Source organism: Parapedobacter soli (assembly GCF_025460835.1).
Classification (GTDB): Bacteria; Bacteroidota; Bacteroidia; order Sphingobacteriales; family Sphingobacteriaceae; genus Parapedobacter; species Parapedobacter soli.
Window position 1 is genome coordinate 1 of record NZ_JAMXAY010000041.1, and the last position, 26,932, is coordinate 26,932.

Genomic DNA, 26,932 nt, shown 5'->3' on the forward strand with positions numbered 1-26,932 from the left:
AAGGAAATTAGATCGAGAACCGCCTATTTTTCGGGGTAAGTCCAGTAAAACAATAACTCCCTATAAATAAAAGTTTTTCATACCTTTGCAGTCCCGATAAAAATCGGGGAAAAGGAGAAAAATGAATTAATGGCAAAAAAACAAGAAGCAGAAAAGGAATTAGCAGCTAAAACAGCTGAACTCCAAGACACTGAGGAAACCTTGGTGAGAGAAAAAGAAGACATCGAGTCGGAAGCCGATTCGAAGTTCGTTGACGAAATCAAATCGATTGCTTGGGAAACACCCGACGACGATTTTGATTGGGACAAGGACGAAAAAGGTTTTGGCAACTACAGCGACGAAGAACGTGCGAAGTTGGAAGAACAATATGCAGGAACCTTCAATTCGATCAACCGGGGTGAAATCGTACCGGGCACCGTTGTATCCATTAACAACAAGGATGTAGTGCTCAATATCGGTTTCAAGTCCGACGGCTTGGTATCCCTTTCTGAATTCCGTGACACCCCTGAATTGAAAGTTGGTGACACGGTCGACGTTTTCGTTGAATCACAGGAAGACGCCAATGGCCAGTTGGTGCTTTCACGGAAACGTGCAAAAACACAGAAATCGTGGGAAGAAATCAACGAGGCGCTCGAAAACGACACCATTATCAATGGTTTTGTGAAAAGCCGCACCAAAGGTGGCCTCATCGTAGACATCAAAGGTGTTGAAGCATTCTTACCCGGTTCGCAAATCGATATCAAGCCTATACGCGACTACGACATCTATGTGGGCAAGACCATGGAATTCAAGGTAGTAAAAATCAACCACGAATTCAAGAATGTGGTCGTATCTCACAAGGTGCTTATCGAAGACGACTTGGAAAACCAAAAGACCGAGATTGTCTCCAAGCTCGAAAAAGGACAGGTATTGGAAGGTACGGTCAAAAACATCACGGATTTCGGTGTGTTCATCGACCTCGGTGGAGTCGATGGTTTGCTACACATTACCGACATCTCATGGGGCCGCATCGAGCACCCTCGGGAAGTATTGCAGCTTGACGAAACCGTCAACGTGGTAGTACTTGATTTTGACGACGAGAAAAAACGTATCGCACTCGGCTTGAAACAACTTACCGAGCATCCTTGGGAGTCGTTGGATACTTCACTGGAAGTAGGCTCGAAGGTGAAAGGCAAAATCGTAACCGTGGCAGACTACGGTGCGTTCCTCGAAATCACCCCTGGTGTGGAAGGACTGATCCACGTGTCGGAAATGTCGTGGTCGCAAAACTTGCGCAGCCCACAAGAATTCCTCAAAGTGGGCGACGAGGTAGAGGCACAGATTCTTACACTCGACCGCGAAGACCGAAAAATGAGTCTCGGCATCAAGCAATTGACTCCAGACCCCTGGAAAAATATTGCAGAGCGCTACCCCATCGGTTCGAAGCAAAAAGCAGTTGTGAAAAACATGACCAACTTCGGCGTGTTTGTGGAACTCGAAGAAGGTATCGATGGCTTGATCCACATCTCTGACCTCTCTTGGTCGAAAAAAATCAACCACCCCAACGAATTCACCAAGGTAGGTGAAGAATTGGAAGTTGTAGTACTCGAACTGGATGAAGAGAACCGCAAGCTGAGCCTTGGCCACAAGCAATTGGAAGAAAACCCCTGGGATACGTTTGAAACCATTTTCACCCTCGACTCCATCCACCAAGGAACGGTAATCAAAGTTGGTGAAAAAGGTAACATCGTTGCCTTGCCTTATGGTGTAGAAGGGTTCTCTCCAGCTAAGCACAGCATCAAAGAAGATGGCAACCCATTGAAGCTTGACGAAGTTGCTGATTTCAAAATCATTGAATTCAACAAAGACAACAAGCGTGTGGTTATTTCACATTCTCGCATCTGGGAAGACCAACGTGCAGAAGCTCGGATGGAAGACTTCAACAACCGTAAGAAGGAAGCTAAGGCTGCTTCAACCGCGGTTAAGAAAGTGAAGGAATCCGTAGAGAAATCCACATTGGGCGATCTCGATGTACTTGCACAGCTGAAACAACAGTTGGAAGGCGAAGAGAGTGCCAACCGCTCGAAAAAATAAGGGCATAAGCCATTGTGTTTAACACAATAGATGAACGCTTACCGAATATTCGGTAAGCGTTTTTTTATTGTATATAAAAAGTGTTTTCTTTAAGTTTGTGTTAGTAACTAACCACAAGTATGATGAAAACCTTAAAAAAAATCCTACTCATCTTAGTGATTATTATCGCTATCCCGCTCGTCGTAGCCCTTTTCGTAAAACGAGAATTCACCAGCGAACGACAAATCAGCATCGATAGGTCCAAGCAGGAAGTATTCGACTATATCAAGTACCTCGGTAATCAGAAAAACTATGACGTTTGGCATAAGATGGATCCTGACGCTAAAACAACGACCCGTGGCACCGATGGTACCGTAGGATTTGTTTATGCTTGGGATGGTGAGAAAATAGGCAAAGGAGAACAGGAAATAATCGGCATAGTAGATGGTGAACGAATGGATACTAAATTACGCTTCAAGGAACCATTTGAATCCGAAGCATCTTGTTACATGCTTACCGAGGCACAAGGAGAGCACCAGACCATCGTCAAATGAGGGATTTCGGGTAAGTCGCCATATCCCCTCAACCTGATGTCGCTCTTTCTCGATATGGGCGATGATTTCGACAAGGGGTTGTTGGAATTGAAAAGTATACTCGAAACCGATAACAGCGAGGAAACCCCAAAACTATGAAAGCAAGACTACTTTTCAGTACGATAGGAATATTTTGGTGTATGGGTACCATCGCCCAAACGGCCAACCCCAACTACGACAAGGCCCTCGCCGATTCCTTGGGGGCCGACGAGTACGGGATGAAATCCTACGTTTTTGTCATCCTGAAAACAGGACCGTCAAAGCTAGACGATAAACAGCAAATCAGCGCATTGTTCCGAGGGCACCTTGAAAACATCAATCGCTTGGTGGAGCAGAAAAAGCTAATCGTCGCCGGACCGCTTGGAAAAAACGAGCACAACTACCGTGGGCTATTCATCTTCGATTCTAAAAACAAAGCAGAAGTGAAAACCTTATTACAAACAGATCCTGCCATAAAAGAAAAGCTCCTTGAAGCGGAGCTCTTTGATTGGTATGGTTCAGCGGCACTCCGCACCTATTTGGAAACGAGTGACCGGGTTACGAAAACGAAACCCTAAGTCACTCACCACGGTCTACAGCGATGCAATAATCGCATTAAAGGTTTCGCTAGGCCGCATGGCTTGCTCAGCTTTCGATTTATCCGGCCAGTAGTAGCCACCGATATCCTGTGCCTTGCCCTGTGCACCGATTAACTCTGCATTGATTTTATCTTCATTGGCACGCAGCTTTCCTGCAATTGGCCTAAACAACGCCTTCAGCTCGCTGTCTTTGCTTTGGCCGGCCAACGCTTCAGCCCAATACAATGCCAAGTAAAAATGTGACCCCCTGTTATCGATTTGGCCGACCTTACGTGCCGGCGATTTGTTGGTTTCCAAAAACTTCTCGGTAGCGGTGTCCAACGTTTCTGCCAACACCGAGGCTTTGCCATTTCCCTCGGTTTGGGCCACATGCTCCAACGAAACTGCCAATGCCAGGAACTCACCTAGCGAATCCCAACGCAAGTATCCTTCGTTCAGGAATTGCTCAACGTGCTTCGGTGCGGATCCCCCTGCTCCCGTTTCGAAGAGGCCTCCACCATTCATCAAGGGTACAATGGAAAGCATTTTTGCCGATGTGCCCAATTCTAGAATAGGGAACAAATCGGTAAGGTAATCCCGGAGTACATTCCCAGTCACCGAAATCGTGTCCTCACCCTTGCGGATACGCTCCAGCGAGAATTCCGTCGCCGCCATGGGACTTAAAATCCTGATATCGAGCCCCGAAGTATTGTGTTCGGTCAAATAGGTATTTACCTTTTCGATCAGTTGCCTATCATGTGCCCGATGTTCATCCAACCAAAAAACCGCCGGTGTACCGGACAAACGTGCCCGGTTGACGGCCAATTTCACCCAATCGCGGATGGGGGCATCTTTGGTTTGACACATCCTAAAGATGTCGCCCGCTTCTACTTCCTGCGTCATCAACACATTTCCATCACCGTCCACCACTTCGAAAGTGCCTTTCGAATGTGCTTGGAATGTTTTGTCGTGCGAGCCATACTCTTCGGCCTTCTGTGCCATAAGTCCAACATTGGACACCGAACCCATTGTTGACGGATCAAAGGCACCATGTTTCTTGCAATCCGCAATCGTTGCCGCATAAATACCAGCGTATGAACGATCGGGTATCAACGCTAAGGTATCCCTCACATCACCCCTCTTGTCCCACATCTTGCCGGAATTGCGTATCATCGCCGGCATGGAAGCATCTACAATGACATCCGAAGGAACATGGAGATTGGTAATCCCTTTGTCTGAATTGACCATAGCCAAATCCGGTCCGGCCTCCATTGCTACTGCTAAATCAGCCTTGACCGCATCCTCTTGTGGGTGGCCTTTGATCTTGGCATACACTTCGCCAAGTCCGTTGCGTATATCTACGCCGAGTTCTTGAAACAAGGCAGCATATTTTTCAAATACATCTTGGAAATAAACCTCTACAATGGCACCGAAGATAATCGGATCGGAAACTTTCATCATGGTTGCCTTCAGGTGAGCAGAGAGTAGGACTCCCGATTCTTTGGCTACCTTGATTTGTGCTGCCACAAACCTTTTCAGCTCAGCGAGCCCCATGTGCGTTGAATCGATAACCTCACCCTCTTGTAATAGCGCTGGGGCTTTTAGCTCGGTTCTCGCACCGCTCTCATCCACAAATTCAATGGAAAATGTTGTTGCTCGCGACAATGTCAAGGATTTTTCATTCCCATAAAAATCGTCGGCCGACATAGAAGCCACCTCGGTCTTCGAATCCGGCACCCATGCTCCCATAGAATGAGGATGTTGCTTGGCATAATTCTTCACTGCCCGCGGCGCACGGCGATCGGAGTTACCTTCCCGCAACACCGGGTTCACTGCTGAGCCCAACACCTTGGCATAGCGAGACTTAATAGCTTTTTCCTCATCGCTCTTAGGCTCCTCAGGGTAATCAGGCACTGCATAGCCCTTGGCTTGCAATTCAGCGATAGCCGCTTTAAGTTGCGGAACGGAAGCCGATATATTGGGGAGCTTGATGATATTGGCCTCCGGGGTGGTAGCAAGATCGCCCAATTCAGCCAATGCATCACTAATCTTCTGATTGTCTGTAAGGCGGTCCGGGAAATTTGCGATGATACGCCCGGCCAGGGAGATGTCTTTCTCCTCTACCGATATATCGGCAGAACTCGTAAATGCTTTAACAATAGGTAAAAAAGAGAACGTGGCCAACGCTGGCGCTTCGTCCGTTCTGGTATAAGAAATTGTGGTACTTTTCGACATAATCTGAGTGAATTTTCAGTCGCGAAAGTAACGAAAAATACCCGATTTTGAAAGGTTGATCAGAATGAAAATGGCTTTTTGACACCTCTCAAACATATAGCTCTCGCCGCACTGTTCCGCCAATCACTACTTGCGCTCACCTAACACAACCGCCTATCAAACAGAAACCTATCCAACGATTTCACTGTTGTGCGAAAAAGTTTAGGCGCTTTTGGGATTTGTAGAAAAATCCATTAACCAGCAGCATCAAATTCCCAGAAAATATCCCCGATTTTCTGTTCTAATCGTTTATCGCATACCATCACAACCACTCCTTCTGTAAATTACACCCACTACTACAGGATAATTTTCCGGTTTATGGAGTCACCCCAAATAGTACTTATCACCGTTGATTTTCAACCTTCCCTCGTCCAACCGCTTACGTATAAACACCAGGCGAGTTGCCTCGTCGCCCGACTGCAGCCCTAGTACCAGCTGGTCAATAGTCAGTGGTCCATCCGCAAGCAATTCCACCAATTCTGCCATTAAGTGCTCCTCCACATTCCCAGCCTTATTCCGTACCAAGCAACGGTCGCATATACCGCATGGCTTTGACTTACCCTCATCAAAATAGGCTAATAATTGCTTACTTCGGCAATCGGTGCCATCCAAGTAAGCAAATACAGCGTCCAACTGCCCCTGTCTGACTGCTTTCCGCTCGCGGATGTAGCTACTATCGATATGCAGCCGCTTACTATCGATACGAGCCCGCAAAAACTGTAACTTCGGGCTGTCCGTTTGCGGCAGGTAAGATAGTACCTCCATTTTTTGGAGGTGCTCTAGCATGTCAACAACCGTTCGGTAAGGTTTCCCACTCCGTTTTGCAAGCTCATATTCCCGGACAGGTATGAAATCATCAAACGCACCACCATGGCTACGGAGGATGGTTTTAATCAGCCCGTCATAAGCTGCGTTCTCCACTTGGAATTTATACAAATCTTGCTGGTCCGTCTCGAATTTCACTCGCGACGGGATAAACACCGACTCGGTCATACCAATCCACCCATCCTGCTCCAGAAACTTCAGTGCACTGAGCGTCATCACGACGTCCAGCTTGTAACGACTACAAAAATCGGCCACATCAAAATCGAGTACCAATCCCTCGCCAGCGCCATACGCTAATTGGTAATAGTTAGCCAACTGCTGGTAAACCTGCTTGATATAATCGACCGATGGAAAACTCAATGCATGGTTTTTCGACAATTGGTTACGGTCGCTCTGATGGTAAAGTAATATGGCATACGCTTTCTTACCGTCGCGGCCGGCTCGCCCCGCTTCCTGATAGTAAGCCTCCAGGGAGTCGGGGATGTCGAGGTGGATAACGAATCGTACGTCTGGCTTATCGATACCCATACCGAATGCGTTGGTCGCGACAATTACCCTTATGTTGCCTTCCATCCAAGCATCCTGGCGACGTGTACGCTCAGGTGTGTCCAAACCGGCATGATAGAAGTCGGCCGATATACCCGCGTTAAGCAACACGCGCGTAGTTTCCTGCGTTTCACGCCGGTTGCGTACGTAGATAATGCCACTTCCCCCCAACCTACGGATAACGCGCAACATCCGACCTTGTTTATCTTCCTCATCAAGCGCCATATAAGCAAGATTCTCACGAAAAAAACTCTTCCGTAGTACATTTTTCTCGGAAAAGGCAAGTTGCGTTTGGATATCGGCTACAACGCGTGCAGTAGCCGTAGCCGTAAGCGCAAGGAAAGGCACATGGGGATGCAATTGCCGCAATATACTAATATAGCGGTATGACGGGCGGAAGTCGTATCCCCACTGGGAAATACAATGGGCCTCGTCAACCGTAAAGAGATTCACTTTCATATGCCGTATACGCTCCTGCACCAAATCGCTATTCAGACGCTCGGGTGAGAGGTAAAGAAATTTGACAGGGCCGTAAATACAGTTGTCCAAGGCAATATCCACCTCCCGTTTAGTCATGCCCGAAAAAATGGCGATGGCTCGGATACCCTTAGCCTGTAGGCTTCCAACCTGGTCCTTCATTAGCGCGATGAGTGGCGTAACAACGATGCATATACCATCCATCATCAAGGCCGGGATCTGGAAGCATACCGACTTCCCGCCCCCTGTGGGCATCAGGGCCAAGGTATCCCGTCCCGCCAATACCGACTGGATCACTTCTTCCTGCAACGGCCGGAAAGACTCGTGCTTCCAATATTTACGGAGTACTTCTACACTGTTCATGACATGGGTGATTCCAATGACCAAACATACGCAAAATTGTCTTTCAAGACATATACGGGGGTCCCCGTTGCCTCAGCTTCCGCCTTCAAGCGGGCAATCGTCGAATTGGAGTTGGAACCGTCCAAAATCAGTTTTCCACAATCGACAGCCTCCATAAGCGTCGGCAACGATTCCCTCGGGTTGTTGCGTAATATAAGGATATCAACGTCAATGTGTCCAGCATACATTTCCGTACCGTCATATACCATTAAACGAACATCCCCAAACTGCAATATACCACTTCTAGTATAAACCCTAGGGTCGCGATAAGTGCTATCATGCGCTAAGAAATGGATGGCTTTGAGCGGCACCTGGGCTTCCAACGCCGGCAATACCGAGTAACTGATCGTACGATCATCGATCGCCGGCAAATCGGTGTACAACCACGCACTTCCAGCATCCATCAAACCAATGGCCAAATTCCGCCGTACATTGAAGATTATTACCTTGCGCTCAGATTTTCTCAACACCGCAGAAAACGATGTACATACAAGCAGTGCTGTACACGCCAATACACTATAAACCCATTGTTTGCGGCGCACCAATACGGCCATTGCCACCGCTACGATAAATATATACATCAATACGGTCTCCCACCATGTTATCCAGATACCTCGAACACTAGCCATCGGCCACTGCTCAATATACCCAAGCAAGCCATTGGTTATTAAGATGAGTTTTTCCAACATCTTTCCCGCCCATGATGCTAGCATCCCCGGCGGCACGAGTAGCAAAACGAATCCAATATACATGATGACACTTGCGGGCAATACGATAAGCAAATTCGCCGGCAGGAAATACAGTGGGAACTGATGGAAGTAATAAGCCGCTAAGGGGCCCGCTCCGGCTTGGGCACCAATAGACATTCCAATATAATCCGTTACTGGTCTCAACAGCCGATTGTTATTTGAAATAAAGCGGCGCATAAGCGGATGTAAGAAAACGATACCTAAAACAGCTAGATATGAAAGCTGGAATCCAACATCCACAATAAACTTGGGTTGATATAACAAAAGGAAAAACGCAGAAGCGGCTATACTGTTATAAATTCTATTCTGTTGCCCGAAAATGGTAGCTGCCATCACGAAGCTCACCATAATAGACGCACGTAACGCAGGTGGCGAAAAGCCGGTCAGCAGCGCGTACCCCCACACGGCCAGCAGCAACAGGATAAACTTAACAACACGAAAAGTCTTGCCGTTATCCATCCACCACAACAAAAGCGACAGCAACCAGAAGACGATAACCACGTGCATTCCAGACACACTCAAAACGTGAATGGTTCCCGTATTGGCAAAGGTCTGAATAAGTGAATCGTCTATTTCTGCACGATACCCTAGGATCAATGCCGAAGCCACCGAGTAGGCATCCGGATCCGGAATATAAGACGAAAACTTAGCAACCATTCGCCGGCGCAGTGACAATGCATAGGCTATAATAAGGCTGCCGTCTCCCTCATCCAACTTCTCCAATTCCTCCACACCTAGATAATCTTGATGCCAGATATCCTTCCCCGCGAGGAAGCGACCGTAGTCCAACTCACCGGGATTATACGGTGGAGGCACCGCCTGATATCCTGTAGGAATAACCAGCCGATCACCATAGTTCAACGACATTGATGTGGCGCTGTCGTCCAACCGTACCGTAAGCATAAGTTTGCCCGTTGCCTCAAATAGCCCATCGTCTCCATACGCTTGGGTCACTACAAAGGGAAACCTGATATGGTCGCTGCGCTCGACGGGTTCGTCGGCAACCCATCCAACCAATGCTTTCGACTCGAAATGGCTGAAATGCGATCGGTCTATCGCGGGATCGGTTTTCCAAACCAACAGGAAGCCCACTAAGCCCCAAGCGAGAAGAATGTGTGCCCCCAACACTCCGTAATAACGATATTGGCGCAACCGCGTGATACATCGGATAGTGATAAAAGAAACAAGCACAAAGACAAACAGCCCACAAGCTGCAATATAGAGCGACCACGCTGGCGTCACAGCGTACCCCATACCAATACCCGCCACTAAGGCCACAAGGAAACGAACAAAGGGCGATACCGCTAAAACTGCCATCTCAATTGCAATTTTACATCCGACCGCCGATTACCAGCGATAACATCCAACCCGCTCCCCACCTCGTCAACACCTCGATAAATAAATGTGGCATAGCGTAACCAAATATCTACTTGCCTGCCGATGCGATAACGGGCATTAGCATAGGTTCGGATACCGTTATTGTGGTACATCGGGAAAGAGTATCCGTATAGAACATCGTTTTCATATGCATATATGCGTGAATTGTAACTCGGCGTGGCGAATACAGCCAATCGTATATTACCGCTTATCTTACCACTGAGGGGTTTGTAAATGACATCATGGTATCCCATTAGTCCCAATTCAGAACCTTCGCTCTCCTTTTGGTAATGTAAAAGTTCCACCCGGTTACGCATTGTCCAGCGGTCATCAAGTTTATACTGCCCGCTAATGCGCACTTGCTGGCGATACTTATCAGCAACGAAACGATGCGGTTGCGCCGTTTCCAAATTCTCCTGCTGCTTCCGGTAACGGTATCGTACGGAAATATGTGCCTTTTTATACCATGTATAAGTAAATTGGGTAAGGATATCTGTCCCTTGTGAAGGTACGTCCACGCGGTAACGCAACCATGGGAACTGAAAAAAATCAGTATAAACGATCCACTCTACCTGGCGGCTCGGGTGGTACACTAAACCACTATAAAACCCACGTTCGTTGGCAACCCCACTTCCGGCAGCAACTGCTTGGCTGAAAAAAGAATGATAGTTGCGTTGATAATTACGGTAATGCAATGCTACAGACAAATGGTTGTGCAAGGTGGCAATCAGTCCTTGGGTAAAGGCAACGCCACTCCCATGACTATGTGCTACCTCTCCGAAAAGGTAAACACCTCGCCAGGAATGGTTGTAATAGACACTACTGTTCCAAAGCGCATTCCCACGAAATACATATCGGTTTCGGAGTACATCTTGTGGTTCAATTGCCGTATCAAAATGGGTATAGTAGCTCAATACACCTACTTGCAGCCGCGCGTGCTGGTAGAGCAAATTCGCCCCCGATACCCATTGTTGTACCGCATGACGGTTGGCAACTTCAGTGGGCGTACGGTGCAGGCCCGTTTGGCCAATTGACCCTGTGACAAATTGGCCCTCGTCTTTCCGTGAAACGGACCCGTCGAGGTGACGCCACGAAAAAAATGGGGTAACAGCAAGTCTACCTAACGATAATGTGGCTGCGCCTCCACGTAAAAACGACACCTCGTTTGAAGAAGTATACGGCCGCAATCCCGTTGCCTGTTTCGCGACCCCCTGTACCAGGGCACCTTTACCGAACCCCAACCCACCCCACATCGACACCCCCTGGCCGAACTGCAATGCATAGTCGCCCACCACAATATTCTGGAACTTCCCCTGGTTACGTATATAAATACTGCCCGAGTAAAAATCAAAGCCATATCGTTGCGCACCACCGAAAAACGATTCGCCAGCATCTTTCTCCATGTTCAATGCGATTTGGAGATCTTGGCCGTAACGATACCGATACCGGATTAACACTTGGTCGGGGGTGCCGAGGTAACGCGAGCGGCTAGTGTCTGTAACAGTATATCCTTGTCGCTGCTGCAACGTCCGGCCGTATCTAACCATTACATCGTGCGTACCTACCTGTAGCAACTCGCCTACACCGACCTCCGAAAGCGATGATGAGCTGGAAACTGTAATATAAGGCAGCAATAGGCGAAGCAACTCGATATCCAACCCGTCGATAGCCTGCAATTCGTGGACATCGATAAACTGTCCAGAACGACGGCGGTGTTCCAGTAGATTATTAATAAACAGTTCGGGCACAAACTGGAGCTCCCTCAATTCGCTGCCGTCGGTCTGGTTTAGGTCGATTGGAAACTGCAAATAGAAGTACAAGCGCTCGGAAAGCGCTGAAAAATCAAAATCCTCACCTAGTTCCTCGGCAACGAACTCGGTCATACGCTCCACAACCGCGTCCACTTCTGTTTGCGCCTGAATATGGTGGCTAATAAACACAAATCCAACAACTAGCAAAAGCATGCTATTGAAACGCATAACCCAAGCCAATTTGTGGCGACATACCCAATCGCGGATGGAAAGTCGCCGCAGTGTCAAACAAAAAGCGATACCAACGGATACCAAAGCCAGCATGTTGTTGCATAGGGTTCACAGACAATCCCCCGCGTAGGCACAGGATATCACCAATCCAATAAGCAAGGCCCATGTGCCCACCCACCCTGTTCTCCCGTCGATAGGCCACGTCTACAGTAAATGTAGCGGTCGATAAGGGGTAACTGAAGCCCACTCTCACAAACGAGGGAATGGTGCTGTAGACCGTCGATCCGTAATCGGCACGGCTCACGTTAGTATATTGTAATCCAATTGTACCTCCCTGCCCTAAATGGCATTGGACTCCGACATCTACCGACAGTGAATAGGCACTTAGATAAGCTGGCACGTAAAGCTGGTGGTAACTCGCAGACATACCTATGGATAGCCGGGGGCCAAACTGCTTGGCGAAAGCAAAATTGGCTTTCGTGTCGTGGTATGCACCATCGATTCCGTAGCGACGTAACATCACCCCCCAGACACCCAAGCCGGTGGGACCACCCAACAAAGCCGCTTGTGTGGAAATATCCGCCGATAAAAAATGTTGTTGATATCCTAGGTTTACAGCAATATGGTCCAAACTCGCCAAACCTGCCGGATTAGCGGTTAAGCTGTAAATCCCCTGAAGGGCAGTGCCCGCTTGCCCCATAGCTTGATAGCTTGGGCCAACGTAGGTTTGGGCGATGCATTCATAGGAGATCAGGAGGAGTATTAAGCACCTTCCAATCATGGAGGTGAATATACTACGAAAAAATGATAATTGAAAGCCGATTACCAATAAGCAACCGGCTTCCAACTATCAACTGACAGCTATCAAATTTGATAATACTGTTCCCAGCCTTTGCGTGGCGGTGGCCCGATCAATAACTCGTTGGCCACATTATTATTCGTAATCCGCTTTTTCTTGCGGTCAAATTCCAATTTGGTGTTTAGTTTTTGGGCTAGCACCCCTAAGCAGAATACCTGGCTCAGGGGAGCGGAAACCTCAAATGGTGAACGTGTTTTTTCTTCACCTTTGCAAGCCTTCAGGAAATTTGCAAAGTGATTCGAAGGGCTCACAGGGACTTCCGGCAGCCGTGACGCCATATCTTTGGCTTTCTCTTCGGGTATGATTGACAGCGTACTACCATGCGACCCACCTTTGAACGTAAGCTCCTTGCTGTAAATGATCTTACCGGGATTTAACTTCACCGGTTCAATATCGCCCGTGCTGGGGGGCGGGATATTGGGATCCAAACCCGACACACCATATCCTTCAGGGATAGGTGGAAGGTTATCAAGGCCATCATACCAAGTAATATCCAGTGCAGGCATACGCTTCCGTTTTGGAAACCGGAACACAATGGTGGATGACATCGGGAAGAAAAAGTCATTATGGCCGGTAGCTCTCGTGCATTCTACCTCGTAGGGCAATCCGAGTTTCAAAAACTCGTGGGCCGTATCAATGATATGCGCACCCCAATCGCCTAGCGCACCCATTCCAAAGTCGTACCAGCAGCGCCATTGTCCATTGATGTAGTCGTGGTTATAATCGTGTTGCTTAGCAATCGCAGAATGCCAGAGGTCCCAATCGAGCGAGCCGGGAATTGGCTCTGCGGGCGGGAACGATTTGATATTCGGATCCCATCCGTGCCAACGACGCGGAGAGTTCATGTGAGCGGTAATGGCGGTTACATCTTTGATGATTCCAGCATCCACCCAGGCCTTGAATTGGAAATAGTTAGCTTCCGAATGCCCTTGGTTCCCCATTTGGGTAACAACATTTTTGTACTTGCGTGCCGCCCGCATCAACAGCTCACACTCCTGGAATGTACGGCCAAGAGGCTTTTCCACATACACGTGCTTACCTAGTCCCATAGCATGCATGGTAATGGGAAAGTGCGAGTGGTCCGGGACCCCGATGGAAACCGCATCGATTTGGTTTCCCATCTTATCAAACATTTGCCGAAAATCCTGGAAGCGGGGTACATCGGGAAATTGTTTCAATATTTTGGCCGTATGGGGGGCACCCATATCCACATCACAAAGTGCCACGATATTAGCCAAGCCGGTCGCATACAAATCGCCGATGATTTGTGCTCCCCGGTTACCGATACCGATACACGCCAAATTGACCCGTTCATTGGGCGCCGCTAATTTAGGTTTTGCCGATAGCAAGCTGGGAGCGACAGCCGCCGCAGCCGAGGCCAACATAGCCTGCTTGAGGAATATCCTCCTCGAGTACTCATACTTATTCATTTATTCTTGATTTATTGATCGAACTTTAGTTTCAACGATATATCACTATACAGACGCGTCCGATACGCCCCTGAAATAACCTACACTCTCTGCTAATCCCGCCAGAGGGTCTTTCATATCTTTCTCAAATTCCAAACTGCATTTCCCATCATAGCCCACTTTGCGTAACGTCTTGACAAATGCTGGAATATCAATCACCCCCCTACCTAGCTCACATGTCTTGCCGTCCTTGTTCGCCGCCGTCACATTCTTGAAATGGATGTCGAATATCCGCTTATGGTAACGCTTTACATCCCCGGCTGGATCTTGGCCGTCGCGCATGTTATGCCCCATATCAAAACACAGTCCCATACGTGGGTCTAAGTCTTTCACCAACTCAAAAATACTGGTAGCATTGGGGTATAACTTATCTTCAGGGCCATGGTTATGTATGGCATACCGAATATCATATTCCGCCGTTTTGTCGGAAATATATGGTAAATCTTCCTTGTTTGGGATTCCAACAATCAATTTCACACCGACACGTTTAGCGTACTCAAAGGCATTGTCGATTTCCGCCTTGGATTTCGTCATGTAAATCGGTCCCACAGCATACCCCGTTACGCCCGATGCGGCCAGTTTCTGATGAAAAGCCGCAATTTCAGCCGCGGTGCTATTCAATGGAAGGTGAAAATCCTTGATACATAGGAAATGTACATCCATGCGCTTCATCATGGCTAACGATGCATCGATATCGAAATGAACAAAACTGTAGCCGGCAATACCCAATGCAAACCGGTCGGTCGCTGTACGGGAATCACCGGAAAATGCCCGTACTGTAGATGTACCCATTACCGTAGCCGCCGATACACCTAAAAGACTCTTTTGAATAAATCTTCTTCTCGTTTCCATCAATTTTTAATTATAAAAGATCATACGTTATTTTCTTATTATGCCGACCTCCTCCTTAATCCGGCTTTTTGTCTATATTAGCCCAATGGACCACAAGCGCCCTACCATTAAAGATATTGCAGCTGCTCTGAGTCTCTCGCCTTCCACTGTTTCAAAGGCACTCCGGGATCACCCCAATATCGGGGCAACAACAAAAGAGCGTGTCAAAAAACTCGCCAAGCAGCTGCACTTCGTTCCTAACCAAACCGCTATCCGTTTCAAGCAGCAAAAATCATTCACCTTGGGTATTCTTATACCGAGCATGCTCGACCATTTCTATGTCGCTGCAGTCGAGGGATTTGAAAAATTCGCGTATGATCACGGTTACAACGTACTCATCGGTCAAAGCCACGAAAGCATCCAACGTGAAAAGGAACTGTTGGTTACGATGCAGAGCAATCGCGTAGACGGCCTCATAATTGCAATATCTCGCGAAACACTGGATACCACGCATATTAACGATGTTGTCAATTCGGGGATACCAATCGTCTATTTTATGCGAAAGCCGATCAACGAAGAACACCATTGCGTTTGCAGCGACGTATACACGGGGGCAATAGATGCGATCGCCTATTTCGTATCACGGGGGCACCGACGCATCGGTTTTATCAATGCGTCTTCTTTCTGGACCACCAGCCGCGATCGCTTTTTGGGGTACCGCGACGGATTGATTCAACACCGTATCCCTTACGATAAATCACTCGTGCAAGAAAGCGATTTTACACAGGCAAGCAACAGACAGGCGACACGCCGGCTGATGCGGCTCGACAAACCTCCCACTGCCATCCTCGCTTTCAAAGACCAGGTAATGCTCGACGCATTGAACTGTCTACGTCAAGACTTCCCTGCCAAGGCCGACTCAGTAGAATTGATTGGCTATGGTGCTAATCCCGTCATCGAATACCTCGAACGCCCCCCACTAGGCTCACTCAAAGAACAACCCCATGAAATCGGACAAAAAGCCGCTTCACTCCTACTGGATTTAATCAATAACCCACAAGCGGAGTATCAACCAAAACTTGTCAAAACGTCTTGTGAATTACAGGTCTTCTCCAGTCATAAACAAAGATAACTAAAGCCGTCCCCAAAACACCGATGATTGCGTAAAACTTTACGGGCACCATTAAAAACCCGTCAAAAAGCCCTATCAAAACACATTTCAAACGGTGTACTTGGTTTTAGAGATAACCAGCTAATTTTAGCGGACAATGATTTCATCGACGAAAATCCATGCCGGATTACCCGCTGCCGGGTACCCAACTGGAATGGGAACATAGGGCTTCGCCTCAATACGTAGGTAACGGATGTCCCTCCCCGATACGGGAACCTCAATCACTCTACTTTGCAATGCCGAGGTAAACAGTTCGGGCTGCAATTGGCCCAACAATTCGGCTTGCTCCGCATTCGCCCCACCCCACACCTCAACTTGTTGCGGAGGATAAATATGGATCGGATAATCCTGTTTGACGCTTACGCCCACCATCCCGATACCTATAGCTTTATCGAAAAACAGCGCAGCAACCATCGATTCGCCGTAAAACCCAAGCCATTTCCCGTCGGCATGATTACTCCCTCCACTCTCAAGGTCATGCAGTGTGTAGCTCCCCCTACCTTTGTAGTTGGTACTCGGTACCGTTTCCAATACGACCGAACTGAACGGGTGACCCGAAGGGTGGAAAGTACGGACGGCTTCGCTACTCGATATCCACCCCGGCTTATACCCTTTTACCCGCACGGAAGTTGACTCAGACACCAGAAAAGGTTCTCGATAGACCGACGAATGTATGCTATCAGGCTCACTCCCATCGGTGGTATACCGCAGCTCCACGCCCGGCACAGGGTGACGCAGCACAACCCACAGACTATCGCGGAAAAACTTACTTACCGGTGTGATGATAGGATCATTCAATGGAAGCACCGTCTGTCCATCGTCAATATATCCTAGCTCGATACGAGTATGTGGGTACTGCCGCTGTAGCTTCTCAACAGCGATAGCATCGATAGCTGTATTCCACACATACACAGACCGCAAAGACGGCACCGACAACACGGCCATGAGGCCTGCTTCCGTTATTGAGGTACTACTTAAACTTAGTGTGTGCAATTTCGGAATATCCGACAATATATCGCACCATGTATCGTCCACCGGTGTACCATTCAATTTCAGTTCCCGCAAATTGGTAAAAGTTCGCAATACATCACGGTCGGCTTCGGTTAATGGCATACCACTCAGTGTAATCGACACCACTTGCCGGTTAACGGGCTTCAGGGCCTCAAGTGATTCCGCAGTATAAAATGCTTTACCAAAAAAACTCACTGACAACGCAGGCGACGACTCAGCGACTGGCCTGACTACACGGTAAGGGGTATTCAACGACCTGACAATTTCGGCATCAGCGGCCGGGAAATCATACTCATCTTCGGCTATTGGGTATAGGGCTAGTGCCAAACGTCGAATGGTATCATCCGACGGCAGCGACGCCAAGGGAATGTTGAAGTCAGCACCGGAAGCCACCCACGCACTGATTAACGCTAATTCCTCGGCCTTCAATTGGGGCCTACCTTTAGGAGGCATCCGGTGCTCATGGTCCAAATCCAGCAACAGGCGCTCAATGATGAGACTTTCCCCTGCCGCGCCCCTTACTAACACGGGGCCACTCTCACCTCCCCGCATCAAAGCACCCGTATCGGCAAGCACCAAACCACCCTTCGCTTTAGTACTACTGTGGCAGCTCAAACACTTAGCCTCGAGTATTGGGTACACCAAATCGGGGAATACAGCCGCAGTAGCCATATCTAATGTTTTCTGCTTACCGTTGCGCAATGGTTCAATCAAGAAATCGCCTCCATGGGTCAACGAAGCTCCAAAGTGCCCGGCCACCACGAGAATGACCAATAAGATGCTCAGGCCTGCTCGGAATAAAAGGCGATAACCACCTGTTGGGCCCATTGCCCGACGGTGGTATGCCAACAACAATAGTGACAAAAACAGCAACGCCACACCAAGCCATTTATGCCACAAAAAATACGCCCCCTCATACCCACCTTCCTGCGCGAGCAGCAATCCGGCCACAACGGTAAAGGCTGCACTCACCACACTGGCAAACAGCAACGCATACACCATCCGTACAGCAAAACCCGCCGGTAACACCAATCGGTTCTGGAAGCAAGCTAGCCCCCATGCTAAAACCAACAGTACTATGGGAAAATGCAGCAAAAGCGGGTGGCTACGCCCCAGTACCTGCAATACGGGCGGGATAACAACAGCATATTCGAAAATCAGCAAAAACAGGGTAAATACAACCAAGCCAATGAGAATATTCAGAAAAAGGGACTGGATAATTTTCATTGACTCCCCTTATACCAGTATATCTTTTACGATGGTTCCTGCCACATCCGTTAACCGGTAACGTCTGCCTAAGTGGCGATAGGTTAGCTTCTCATGGTCCAATCCCAATTGGTGCAGAATAGTGGCATGGAAATCGTGTACATGTACCGGATCTTTGATAATATTGTAGCCAAATTCATCAGTTTCACCATATACAACACCCGGTTTAATCCCGCCGCCCGCCATCCACACGCTGAAGCAGCGCGGATGATGGTCCCTACCATAGTTGTTATAAGCCAGATTTCCCTGACAGTAATTGGTACGTCCAAACTCGCCACCCCAAATGACCAGCGTCTCATCAAGCAAACCGCGTTGTTTCAAATCGGTTACTAGCGCGGCTGATGCCTGATCGACATCTTTGGCCTGCAAAGCCATCTGACCTGGCAGGCTATCGTGCTGGTCCCACCCTTGATGGTAGAGCTGCACAAAACGAACGCCGTTTTCAGAAAGCTTACGAGCCAACAAGCAGTTTGCAGCATATGTGCCCGGCACTAAGCAGTCCGGGCCATATAGTTTGATAATATGGTCGGGTTCTTTGGCGAGGTCCGTCACTTCAGGCACGGAGGTTTGCATACGGTAAGCCATTTCATATTGCTGCACTTTTGCAGTAATCTCCGGATCACCAAAAGCATCGAACTGGAGTCCATTCAATTCCGCCAGCTTATCAAATAATGCTCTGCGACTTATACGGTCTGTCCCGGAAGGGTCACTCAGATACAGTACCGGATCAGGACCGCCCATGAACTGTACTCCCTGGTGCACGGAGTCAAGAAAACCATTGGTCCATAATTTCGCATACACGCCCTGCCCATTGCCCCGCCCTTTCGACACCAATACACAGAAAGCAGGCAAGTTTTGGTTTTCGCTACCCAGTCCGTAGCTCAGCCACGCACCCATACTGGGCCGGTTGCCTTGCTGCGCCCCCGTTTGAAAAAAGGTAATTGCTGGATCGTGGTTGATTGCATCCGTATGTAGCGACCGGATGATACACAAGTCATCCACCACATTAGCCATATAGGGAAATACACTGCTTACCCATGCCCCACTTTTGCCATATTGTGCGAAATCATAATACGAGCCTACCAGCGGAAATGTCGCTTGGCTAGCGGTCATACCGGTAAGCCGCTGCCCGCCACGTACCGATTCGGGGAGGTCCTCCCCCATCATTTCCCGCAGCTTCGGTTTCGGGTCGAACGACTCCAATTGGGAAACACCGCCACTTTGGAACAAATAAATCACACGCTTCGCTTTGGGCGCAAAATGCGGAAGCATCGAGACCCCACGATCGCCTCCCGTACCCTTACCCGAAAAGAGATCTGGGATTAGTAGCGAACCCAACGCCGCACTCCCGATACCAATGCTCAACTTCGAGAGGAATTGTCGCCTGTTCTGGTACAGACGGGCTTGTTCCACTTCTTTTTCGATCACCTTATCTTTATTCATATCCTTCATTACAGTTAATGAAATACCCTCAGATCATCATGTCCGCGTAATCGCTTCTTCCAGATTATATAAAGCGTGGACAGCCGCCATTAGTGCGGCATGCTCGGCAAGGGGCACACCCGGTTTCTCCGGGGCTTCACCCACAGCCAGGAATGCACGTGCTGCATCAGGCTCTCCTTCATAGCGGTCCAACTCACCCTTATAATAAGCTTCCATAAGTGTTAATTCCCTGGCACTCGGATCCCGGCTTAATATCCGGCGAAAAGCCCGTATGAGATAAGTCTCTAATGGAGCCTCCGGCTCCTCCATCAACAACCTCCCCGAAAGTACCCGCGACGCTTCGAGGATGACCGGATCATTCAGCATTACGAGCGCCTGAAGCGGGGTATTGGTACGCTGACGCGTCACTTCGCACATATCGCGGTTACTGGCATCAAAAATGAGCATGTTGGGTGGCGGTACGGTCAGTTTAACGAACACGTACATTCCCCGGCGGTACAAGGCGTCGCCATGGTCTTGAACATAATTGGCTAGCGAACCCCGTCCCGAACTTGTGACTTCCCATATACCGTCAGGCTGATAGGGTTTTATGCTCGGACCACCGATTTCGGTATTCAGCAGGCCACTACTGGCCAACGCAAGGTCACGGATAGACTCTGCTGGCAAACGAAGCCGCTTCGAACGCGCCAGATAGATATTCTCCGGATCATCCCTTAAATGCCTTTCGGTAACCCTTGATGACTGACGGTAAGTCGCCGTCATCACCAGCTGTTTCACTAACCGCTTCACATCCCACCCATTATCGCGGAAATCGGCTGCCAGCCAGTCCAATAGCTCGGGATGGCTGGGCAATTCACCCTGGTTTCCGAAATCCGCTGCGGTAGCTACTAACCCCCGCCCGAAAAACATGGCCCATATTTGGTTTACAAATACCCGGGCAGTGAGTGGGTTTTCCTTACTAAAGGTCCATTCGGCTAGTCCAAGTCTATTCGGTGCATATTGTGCACTATCAAAAGATAGGATTGCCTCAGGTGTACCAGGGTATACACGCTCTGTGGGCGAATCGTATAGTCCACGATCGAGGATATAGGTAGGTCTCACCTCATCGCGTTCGCCCATCACAGATACCGATACTGCCGATGTATCACCTCCTTTATTTATGAATTTCAATATATCTTCCACATCCTGCTGGGTAATGGTGAGCCGCGGCGTTTTGGATGGGCCAGAGTCAACCAACCCCTCGAGTCCCTTCTCTAGCGAATTGTTGAAAAATGCGTATAGTTGGAAATAATTTTTCTGTGAAAAAGGATCGTACTTATGGTCATGGCATTGGGCACATTCCATGGTGATACCCAGAATACCCTTGGTGAAGGTGTTAGTCTTATCAATGGCATATGCCACCCGATACTCTTCTTCGATTACACCACCTTCTTCAGTGATTTTATGATTCCTATTGAATGCCGAAGCAAGTACCTGTTCTTTCGTGGCGTTTGGCAGCATATCTCCAGCCAATTGCCATGTTACAAAACGATCATAAGGCATATTTCCATTGAACGCGTGGATTACCCAATCCCGCCAAGGCCATTGTGTCCGAATATCGTCATCCTGATAACCGTATGAGTCGGCATATCTTGCTACATCCAGCCAGTGCATCGCCATACGCTCTCCATAGGCAGGCGACGCTATAAGCTCGTCAACCATCTTTTCGTAGCTATCCACAGACCGATTTGCCATGAATCGGTGGAGTTGATCTTCATTGGGCGGCAATCCGGTCAGGTCAAAGCTTATCCTTCGCAACAAGTGTTGTTTTTCAGCCTCCGGGTTGGGCTCAAATCCTTTTTCCCCCATACGGGCTAACACAAAATGGTCTATCTCATTGACGGGCCAGTGCTCATCATCAACCTTGGGTACAGCAACCTTCTCTGGTGCGGTGAATGCCCAATGTGGTTTATATACCGCCCCCTGCTCAATCCAGCGTTCAATCAGCTTCACTTCGTAAGTCGTGAGCACCAAGTTGGATGACATGGGGGGCATTCTCATAGTTTCATCTTCGCTGGTAATACGCAGGAAGGCCTCACTCTTATCGGGATGGCCCGGTACAATAGCATGCATACCAGCGGTCTCCACCAATGCTTTATAAGCCCCTTCTTCCGTGTCGAGCCGCAAGTCTGCCTCCCGGGCATTCTTATCCGGACCATGGCAGGCGAAACATTTATCTGAAAGGATAGGTCTGATATGGAAATTATAATCGACAACCGATGGCAACACGGCCGCCCCCCCTACTGAACGACCACTTTTATTTACAGACAAAAAATAACCCGAAAGCACTACCGCAACTAAAATGATAGCAACTCCAATAAGCCATTTTGCCGAAAAAAAGCATCGCATCTGTCGATTCATATTGGTATTCCATTCAAAAGTAACGAAACTTTTGGAATAGCCGAATGCTAAATCGATAAAAGTAAGTATCCTAGCTAGTCCCGTCCAAAAACGCGATATAACTCGTCTTGGGTAAATGGCTCGGTGCGCTTGCCAAATGTTGAGCGCGCTACGCCCAAATCTTCAGGCAGTACTTCGTCCCCTGTCGCATTTCCCCAAGCATTGCGGATGTAGCTCAACAATTGGGCGAGCTCGGCATCGTCGATGGAAGGGTTGTGTGCAATTCCTGGCATTTCACCGCTAACGTCGGCTTTTTCATAGATACGTCCCGAAACATCCACTGCTCCAGTAAGCCCATACAAAACGAGGGATGCCAGGCGTTGCTTATTGCCCATTACCCATTGCGATCCCGCCAGCGGCGGCGCAATTGATGAAACGCCACGGCCGTCTTCGCCATGGCAAGGCTGGCAGGTCGCTTGAAACAGCGCGACACCCTGCGGATACCGCTTAGCCAATTCCAGCTGGCTGTTTGCAGCCGCTTTGCCATCTATATCGTCTACCACCGCCGCCAAACGATGGTATAACACCGAAGATGTATCGAGCAATTTTCTGGATATTATTCGCGTAAGCAACGCTTTTTCCTGGCCTTCAATCCCACTAATCAGCGCGTCGGCCACATATTTGTTGTCTGCATGCGCAATGGCCCACTGCTCAGTGATTGACCGATCTACGTCAGCAAATGCAGCAATGGCAAACGCAGCATGAGGCATCAATAGCGTATCGCTCTCCGAGACATGGGCGGCAATCAAATTTACCAGTTTTTCAGTAGGGGTTTTCTCGGCCAACGACACGGCTGCCGAAATAGCCTGCGCACGAAGCTGCCATTGTTGGCGCTCCAGCAACACACGGATATCAGCTAGGTCCAACTGTCCCAGCCCCTCAAGAGTCCACAATGCATGGGCGACCTGCTTATCGTTATCGCTTGCCTGTAAAATTTCGCGTAGTTTCCCAACAACATCTGTCGCATGACGGTCTATCAATACCTGTTGTGCTTTATCGCGGACCCATCCGTTGATATGTCCTAGGAGCATTACTAACGAGTCGGCATCGCGAGGCACTGCAGTCCGAGTAGTTTTGACACCCTTCGGGACCACCTTGTAAATCCTCCCCATGCTAAGTGGAAGGGCTAATCCACGTACGTCAATTTCATTTTTCAGATAAGGCGTTAGGTAAGTGCTGTGCTGGATGATACCACGGTACATGTCTACTACATAGAGCGCACCGTCGGGGCCATCGCAAAGGTTTACCGGGCGGAACCGCTCATCACTACTCGCCAAAAACTCTCGCCCACGATATGCCTGTTCACCCGTAGTACGGTAGCCATCTTCAACAAGCGTGTTCCTTTTGATAAGGTTAGCAGCAGGCTCTGCAACAAACGCATTGATCCCAGGCAACAAACCTCCGCGGTAAACCAATGGACCACAGGCTGCGGTAAAATTCACTAAGCGTCCGGAACTATCAAGAATACCATCCATGTACCCACGGTTTACACCTGTAGTGGGGTGCAACGGATAAACACGGGTATCGGCAACGATTGTTTCACCGTACCCCGCAACTTCTCGTTGATTGGGGTTACCCGAACCGAGACCGGGTAAAAAATAATCACCAAAAAGGTTACTCGAATTATCGTTGTAATAAAGCCGGCCCCAATCGTCTTGGCTAATACCCCATTGTCCACGGAAGTGGGTTTTTTCCTTCCGCCAATCGCCATTAGCGAGCCGCCGGTAGCGCCAATCGTACTTCGCGCTGTAAATCCAGTTGTCCAAACCGCGCAAAAGGCCGTTGGGCTGATGCTCCACATTGCCTCCTTCGGCATACACACTATCCACAAGCGTACGGCCGGCAGGCTTATCGGCATCTATTTCGTAAAACCAAAGATTGGGCGGTTCGGCTACAAGCACCCCGCTATCCACAAGGCATATCGCGCGCGGCATAACCAACGAATCGAGAAAAACCGTACGCTCATCCATCTTACCATCACCGTCATGATCCGTCAGGATTGCCACTCGGCCCACAGGTGCATTTTCACCAATGCCTAAGGTATCGGGCATATACCCATCCATCTCTACTACCCAAATCCTACCTTTTTCATCAAAAGCCATAGCAACGGGAGCAATCACCAACGGTTCTGCAGCTACAAGATCCACCTCAAAACCATCCTCGACCTCCAATGCTTTTAGGGACGCCTGCGGACTCAACACTCGTTGATCAGCCGTATGGCAGGATGTAAAGACAGTGATTACAATTGTAAAAACTAAAAAAAAAGTAACAGGACTAGTGTTCACACTACAAATCTGCATCAATTTCTTAAAATATCAAGCTAATTGCTGAACTAGCTATAAAAATATTACGGATGATGTTTCCAGATCCAATAATCGCCAGGCAAAGCTAACATTTTTTATAAACCTTGTTCATCACATATTTCTTAACCTATGACAACATTCTCCACAAACTTCTTGTTTACCTTTGTCTCCAAACGGAGATAATTATGGAATTAGGTATCAGCATGTTTGGAGATCTGGCCGTAGATCCGGCAACAGGTAAATTTCAACCAACACAACAAAGGCTTCAGGAAATCATCGAAGAAATCAAGTTGATGGACGAAGTGGGATTGGATTATTTCGGTATTGGCGAGCACCATCGCCCAGATTATGCCGTGCCCAGTCCGGAAATCATATTAGCCGCCGCAGCTCCGGTAACCAAACGCATCAAGCTAGGAAGTGCCGTATCAGTGGTCAGCTCGGCCGACCCTGTGAAGTTATATCAGAATTTTGCTATGGTAGACCTATTGTCTGGTGGCCGTGCCGAATTGATGGCTGGCCGGGGCAGCTTCATCGAGTCTTTCCCTCTTTTTGGGTACGACCTGCAGGATTATGAAGCATTGTTTACCGAAAAGCTCGATTTGCTCCTCGCTATCAACAAAAACGAACGAGTCACGTGGAAAGGAAACTTCAGGGCACCACTTAACAACCAGGAAGTACTGCCCCGGGCGCTAAACAACAACCTCCCGATATGGATAGCCGTGGGTGGCACCCCACAATCTGTAGTCCGTGCGGGCAGGTTAGGGTTGCCACTGATGGTAGCTATCATCGGCGGGTCGCCTGCCCAATTCAAGCCTCTCTTTGAACTCTATAAAAAAACGTACACAGAGCATGGACACGATCTTTCCAAACTTCAAGTAGGCATCCACGCGCACGGGCTATTTGGCGATGACGACCACGAGCTCAGCCGCAATTATTACCCGCTGTACGCCGCACAGATGGACCGGATAGGCCGGTCACGGGGCTGGCCGCCATACCAGCAGACCCAATTTGATTTTGGGAAATCGAATCATGGTGCATTATTCATCGGTGAGCCCGATGCCATGGTAGAAAAAATCTTATATGTGCAGGAGTTATTCGGACTGACGCGATTTGCAACGCATATGGACGTGGGCGCACCTTCCCATAAAGACCTGATGAAATCCATCGAGGTTTACGGCACAAAGATTGTCCCGAAGGTGAAGGCCGCCCTACGTGACAAATCGTAGGCTGCATATATATTGTAATCATATTCAATACGGGAAGTAGTCCAACTAGGCACGCCTTCCATTGGGGTACTTAATAAATTTTACTAGTTCCCGGCTCCTAGTTGCGCAAAGGTATCCGGGAATTCGAAACCAAAACGTTGCGCCGCTTCGGTATTATATACACGCCTCCTCACATGGAGCATCTCTACCTGCAAACCGTCTGTGGATCCTACCGTGAGATACCGTGCGGCTTGTGCACCGCTTTGATACCCCCACTGGTAAATGTCTGCTCCGAAAGCCGCAACAGCACCCCTGGCTACCAGTCCGGATTCACTGGTGAAAACCGGCACGCCTTTATCATTGCAGTTCTTCAAAATGGTTTCAAACGCTGCAAATACCGTATTGTCCGGGTTGGCAAAAAAGGCATCGATATCTTTATTCAATAACGTCCGCACCACCAGTTGCGCCTCGGCCGACGAATTGAGCGGCAGTGCTACCAATTGCACGCCTATACTGTCTGCTAACAGGGCTATCCGTTCATACGCCTCCAGCGATTGGGGTTCGGATTGGTTATAGATCATGCCGACAGTAAGCTGTTTACCCTTTGGCTTCACCATCTCAGCGATAAGGGTGAACGATGTGTCTATATAATCCAGGTTTTCGCCCGTACCAAACAAATTATCCGGAGCATCGCCATCCGCTGCCAACAGCCCTAAAACAGTGGGCATGGCTGTCACCGTCTGAAATATCGGAATGTCCTTACCTCTTTGTACGGCAGCAATGGTAGCCAAGGTAGTGCTGGTACCAATAAGGTCCACCTCCTCGCTGTTGAAATAGCTGATAATCTGGTTGAGCGTGGCCGCGTCGCCCTGTGCATTGCGATGGATGATTGTAACGGTACCATCAGCTTCACTATACCCACTATCGGCGAGGGCATCCATGAAGCCTAGCCGCGCTTGGGCAATGGTGGCATCTTCAAAGGCCTCGACAAAGCCAACAACAGGAACCCCCTCCTGTTTCCGGGGCGATTGGCAAGCGATAATAAGACCACTCAGGAATATCGTTAGCAGGATACAGCATTTTCTAAGCATAGAAGCAAAC

At 48.8% G+C, this 26,932-nt stretch carries 17 protein-coding genes; 5 read left to right on the forward strand and 12 right to left on the reverse strand.

What is annotated here, in order from left to right; genetic code table 11:
- The first annotated feature begins 129 nt into the window (after window positions 1–129).
- The 3 genes from rpsA (at window position 130) to NGM62_RS15875 (ending at window position 3,202) form a co-directional block, all read left to right on the forward strand.
- Window positions 130–2,073: a 30S ribosomal protein S1 gene (gene rpsA / locus NGM62_RS15865; protein ID WP_262249241.1), complete on the forward strand. Its 1,944-nt coding sequence runs from the start codon at window positions 130–132 to the stop codon at window positions 2,071–2,073.
- Window positions 2,074–2,192: 119 nt separating this feature from the next.
- The gene (locus tag NGM62_RS15870) at window positions 2,193–2,606 is read left to right on the forward strand and encodes an SRPBCC family protein (RefSeq protein WP_262249242.1); all 414 of its coding nucleotides are present in this window, start codon (window positions 2,193–2,195) and stop codon (window positions 2,604–2,606) included.
- A gap of 134 nt (window positions 2,607–2,740) precedes the next feature.
- Window positions 2,741–3,202: a YciI family protein gene (locus tag NGM62_RS15875; protein WP_262249243.1), complete on the forward strand. Its 462-nt coding sequence runs from the start codon at window positions 2,741–2,743 to the stop codon at window positions 3,200–3,202.
- A gap of 15 nt (window positions 3,203–3,217) precedes the next feature.
- Here the strand turns inward: NGM62_RS15875 and NGM62_RS15880 are convergent, their stop codons facing one another.
- The 7 genes from NGM62_RS15880 to NGM62_RS15910 all read right to left on the reverse strand — a co-directional run bounded on the left by NGM62_RS15880 (window position 3,218) and on the right by NGM62_RS15910 (window position 15,014).
- Complete coding sequence (locus tag NGM62_RS15880; protein ID WP_262249244.1) at window positions 3,218–5,437, reverse strand: NADP-dependent isocitrate dehydrogenase; 2,220 nt, start codon at window positions 5,435–5,437, stop codon at window positions 3,218–3,220.
- Between the two features lie 363 nt (window positions 5,438–5,800).
- The gene (locus NGM62_RS15885; RefSeq protein ID WP_262249245.1) at window positions 5,801–7,687 is read right to left on the reverse strand and encodes a RecQ family ATP-dependent DNA helicase; all 1,887 of its coding nucleotides are present in this window, start codon (window positions 7,685–7,687) and stop codon (window positions 5,801–5,803) included.
- The gene (locus NGM62_RS15890; RefSeq protein WP_262249246.1) at window positions 7,684–9,792 is read right to left on the reverse strand and encodes a ComEC/Rec2 family competence protein; all 2,109 of its coding nucleotides are present in this window, start codon (window positions 9,790–9,792) and stop codon (window positions 7,684–7,686) included. The genes NGM62_RS15885 and NGM62_RS15890 overlap by 4 nt, the downstream gene beginning before the upstream one ends.
- The gene (locus tag NGM62_RS15895; protein ID WP_262249247.1) at window positions 9,780–11,816 is read right to left on the reverse strand and encodes a helix-hairpin-helix domain-containing protein; all 2,037 of its coding nucleotides are present in this window, start codon (window positions 11,814–11,816) and stop codon (window positions 9,780–9,782) included. The genes NGM62_RS15890 and NGM62_RS15895 overlap by 13 nt, the downstream gene beginning before the upstream one ends.
- Before the next feature lies 1 nt (window position 11,817).
- Entirely contained in the window at window positions 11,818–12,615 is a 798-nt protein-coding gene (locus NGM62_RS15900) for a hypothetical protein (RefSeq protein WP_262249248.1), read from the reverse strand.
- Window positions 12,616–12,698: 83 nt separating this feature from the next.
- Entirely contained in the window at window positions 12,699–14,123 is a 1,425-nt protein-coding gene (locus NGM62_RS15905; RefSeq protein WP_262249249.1) for a Gfo/Idh/MocA family oxidoreductase, read from the reverse strand.
- A gap of 45 nt (window positions 14,124–14,168) precedes the next feature.
- A complete protein-coding gene (locus tag NGM62_RS15910; RefSeq protein ID WP_262249250.1) occupies window positions 14,169–15,014 on the reverse strand; it encodes a sugar phosphate isomerase/epimerase family protein in 846 nt (281 codons plus the stop codon).
- A gap of 85 nt (window positions 15,015–15,099) precedes the next feature.
- On the opposite strand from NGM62_RS15910, the gene NGM62_RS15915 reads away from it, so the two are divergent.
- Window positions 15,100–16,125, forward strand: a complete 1,026-nt coding sequence (locus NGM62_RS15915) for a LacI family DNA-binding transcriptional regulator (RefSeq protein WP_262249251.1) — start codon at window positions 15,100–15,102, stop codon at window positions 16,123–16,125.
- 126 nt (window positions 16,126–16,251) lie between these two features.
- Here the strand turns inward: NGM62_RS15915 and NGM62_RS15920 are convergent, their stop codons facing one another.
- The 4 genes from NGM62_RS15920 to NGM62_RS15935 all read right to left on the reverse strand — a co-directional run bounded on the left by NGM62_RS15920 (window position 16,252) and on the right by NGM62_RS15935 (window position 24,623).
- A complete protein-coding gene (locus tag NGM62_RS15920; RefSeq protein ID WP_262249252.1) occupies window positions 16,252–18,402 on the reverse strand; it encodes a c-type cytochrome domain-containing protein in 2,151 nt (716 codons plus the stop codon).
- A gap of 9 nt (window positions 18,403–18,411) precedes the next feature.
- Window positions 18,412–19,884: a DUF1501 domain-containing protein gene (locus tag NGM62_RS15925; RefSeq protein ID WP_262249253.1), complete on the reverse strand. Its 1,473-nt coding sequence runs from the start codon at window positions 19,882–19,884 to the stop codon at window positions 18,412–18,414.
- 36 nt (window positions 19,885–19,920) lie between these two features.
- Window positions 19,921–22,284 carry a PSD1 and planctomycete cytochrome C domain-containing protein gene (locus NGM62_RS15930; RefSeq protein ID WP_262249254.1) on the reverse strand — a complete coding sequence of 788 codons (2,364 nt, stop codon included), beginning with the start codon at window positions 22,282–22,284 and terminating at the stop codon, window positions 19,921–19,923.
- Window positions 22,285–22,358: 74 nt separating this feature from the next.
- The gene (locus NGM62_RS15935) at window positions 22,359–24,623 is read right to left on the reverse strand and encodes a DUF7133 domain-containing protein (RefSeq protein WP_449301318.1); all 2,265 of its coding nucleotides are present in this window, start codon (window positions 24,621–24,623) and stop codon (window positions 22,359–22,361) included.
- A 188-nt stretch (window positions 24,624–24,811) separates the two neighbouring features.
- Between NGM62_RS15935 and NGM62_RS15940 the strand changes: the two genes are divergently transcribed.
- A complete protein-coding gene (locus tag NGM62_RS15940) occupies window positions 24,812–25,852 on the forward strand; it encodes an LLM class flavin-dependent oxidoreductase (RefSeq protein ID WP_262249256.1) in 1,041 nt (346 codons plus the stop codon).
- 83 nt (window positions 25,853–25,935) lie between these two features.
- Here NGM62_RS15940 and NGM62_RS15945 read toward each other — a convergent pair whose 3' ends face one another.
- Window positions 25,936–26,922, reverse strand: a complete 987-nt coding sequence (locus tag NGM62_RS15945) for an ABC transporter substrate-binding protein (protein ID WP_262249257.1) — start codon at window positions 26,920–26,922, stop codon at window positions 25,936–25,938.
- Window positions 26,923–26,932: the final 10 nt, after the last annotated feature.

What these genes read in the sequence shown, in the direction of transcription:
- NGM62_RS15940 (WP_262249256.1), top strand. Translation starts at nt 24,812, where the DNA reads ATGGAATTAGGTATCAGCATGTTTGGAGATCTGGCCGTAGATCCGGCA.
- NGM62_RS15900 (WP_262249248.1), bottom strand. Translation starts at nt 12,615, where the DNA reads ATGATTGGAAGGTGCTTAATACTCCTCCTGATCTCCTATGAATGCATC.
- NGM62_RS15935 (WP_449301318.1), bottom strand. Translation starts at nt 24,623, where the DNA reads ATGCAGATTTGTAGTGTGAACACTAGTCCTGTTACTTTTTTTTTAGTT.
- NGM62_RS15930 (WP_262249254.1), bottom strand. Translation starts at nt 22,284, where the DNA reads ATGAATCGACAGATGCGATGCTTTTTTTCGGCAAAATGGCTTATTGGA.
- NGM62_RS15875 (WP_262249243.1), top strand. Translation starts at nt 2,741, where the DNA reads ATGAAAGCAAGACTACTTTTCAGTACGATAGGAATATTTTGGTGTATG.
- NGM62_RS15870 (WP_262249242.1), top strand. Translation starts at nt 2,193, where the DNA reads ATGATGAAAACCTTAAAAAAAATCCTACTCATCTTAGTGATTATTATC.
- NGM62_RS15915 (WP_262249251.1), top strand. Translation starts at nt 15,100, where the DNA reads ATGGACCACAAGCGCCCTACCATTAAAGATATTGCAGCTGCTCTGAGT.
- rpsA (WP_262249241.1), top strand. Translation starts at nt 130, where the DNA reads ATGGCAAAAAAACAAGAAGCAGAAAAGGAATTAGCAGCTAAAACAGCT.
- NGM62_RS15890 (WP_262249246.1), bottom strand. Translation starts at nt 9,792, where the DNA reads ATGGCAGTTTTAGCGGTATCGCCCTTTGTTCGTTTCCTTGTGGCCTTA.
- NGM62_RS15920 (WP_262249252.1), bottom strand. Translation starts at nt 18,402, where the DNA reads ATGAAAATTATCCAGTCCCTTTTTCTGAATATTCTCATTGGCTTGGTT.
- NGM62_RS15925 (WP_262249253.1), bottom strand. Translation starts at nt 19,884, where the DNA reads ATGAATAAAGATAAGGTGATCGAAAAAGAAGTGGAACAAGCCCGTCTG.
- NGM62_RS15895 (WP_262249247.1), bottom strand. Translation starts at nt 11,816, where the DNA reads ATGCTTTTGCTAGTTGTTGGATTTGTGTTTATTAGCCACCATATTCAG.
- NGM62_RS15905 (WP_262249249.1), bottom strand. Translation starts at nt 14,123, where the DNA reads ATGAATAAGTATGAGTACTCGAGGAGGATATTCCTCAAGCAGGCTATG.
- NGM62_RS15945 (WP_262249257.1), bottom strand. Translation starts at nt 26,922, where the DNA reads ATGCTTAGAAAATGCTGTATCCTGCTAACGATATTCCTGAGTGGTCTT.
- NGM62_RS15880 (WP_262249244.1), bottom strand. Translation starts at nt 5,437, where the DNA reads ATGTCGAAAAGTACCACAATTTCTTATACCAGAACGGACGAAGCGCCA.
- NGM62_RS15885 (WP_262249245.1), bottom strand. Translation starts at nt 7,687, where the DNA reads ATGAACAGTGTAGAAGTACTCCGTAAATATTGGAAGCACGAGTCTTTC.
- NGM62_RS15910 (WP_262249250.1), bottom strand. Translation starts at nt 15,014, where the DNA reads ATGGAAACGAGAAGAAGATTTATTCAAAAGAGTCTTTTAGGTGTATCG.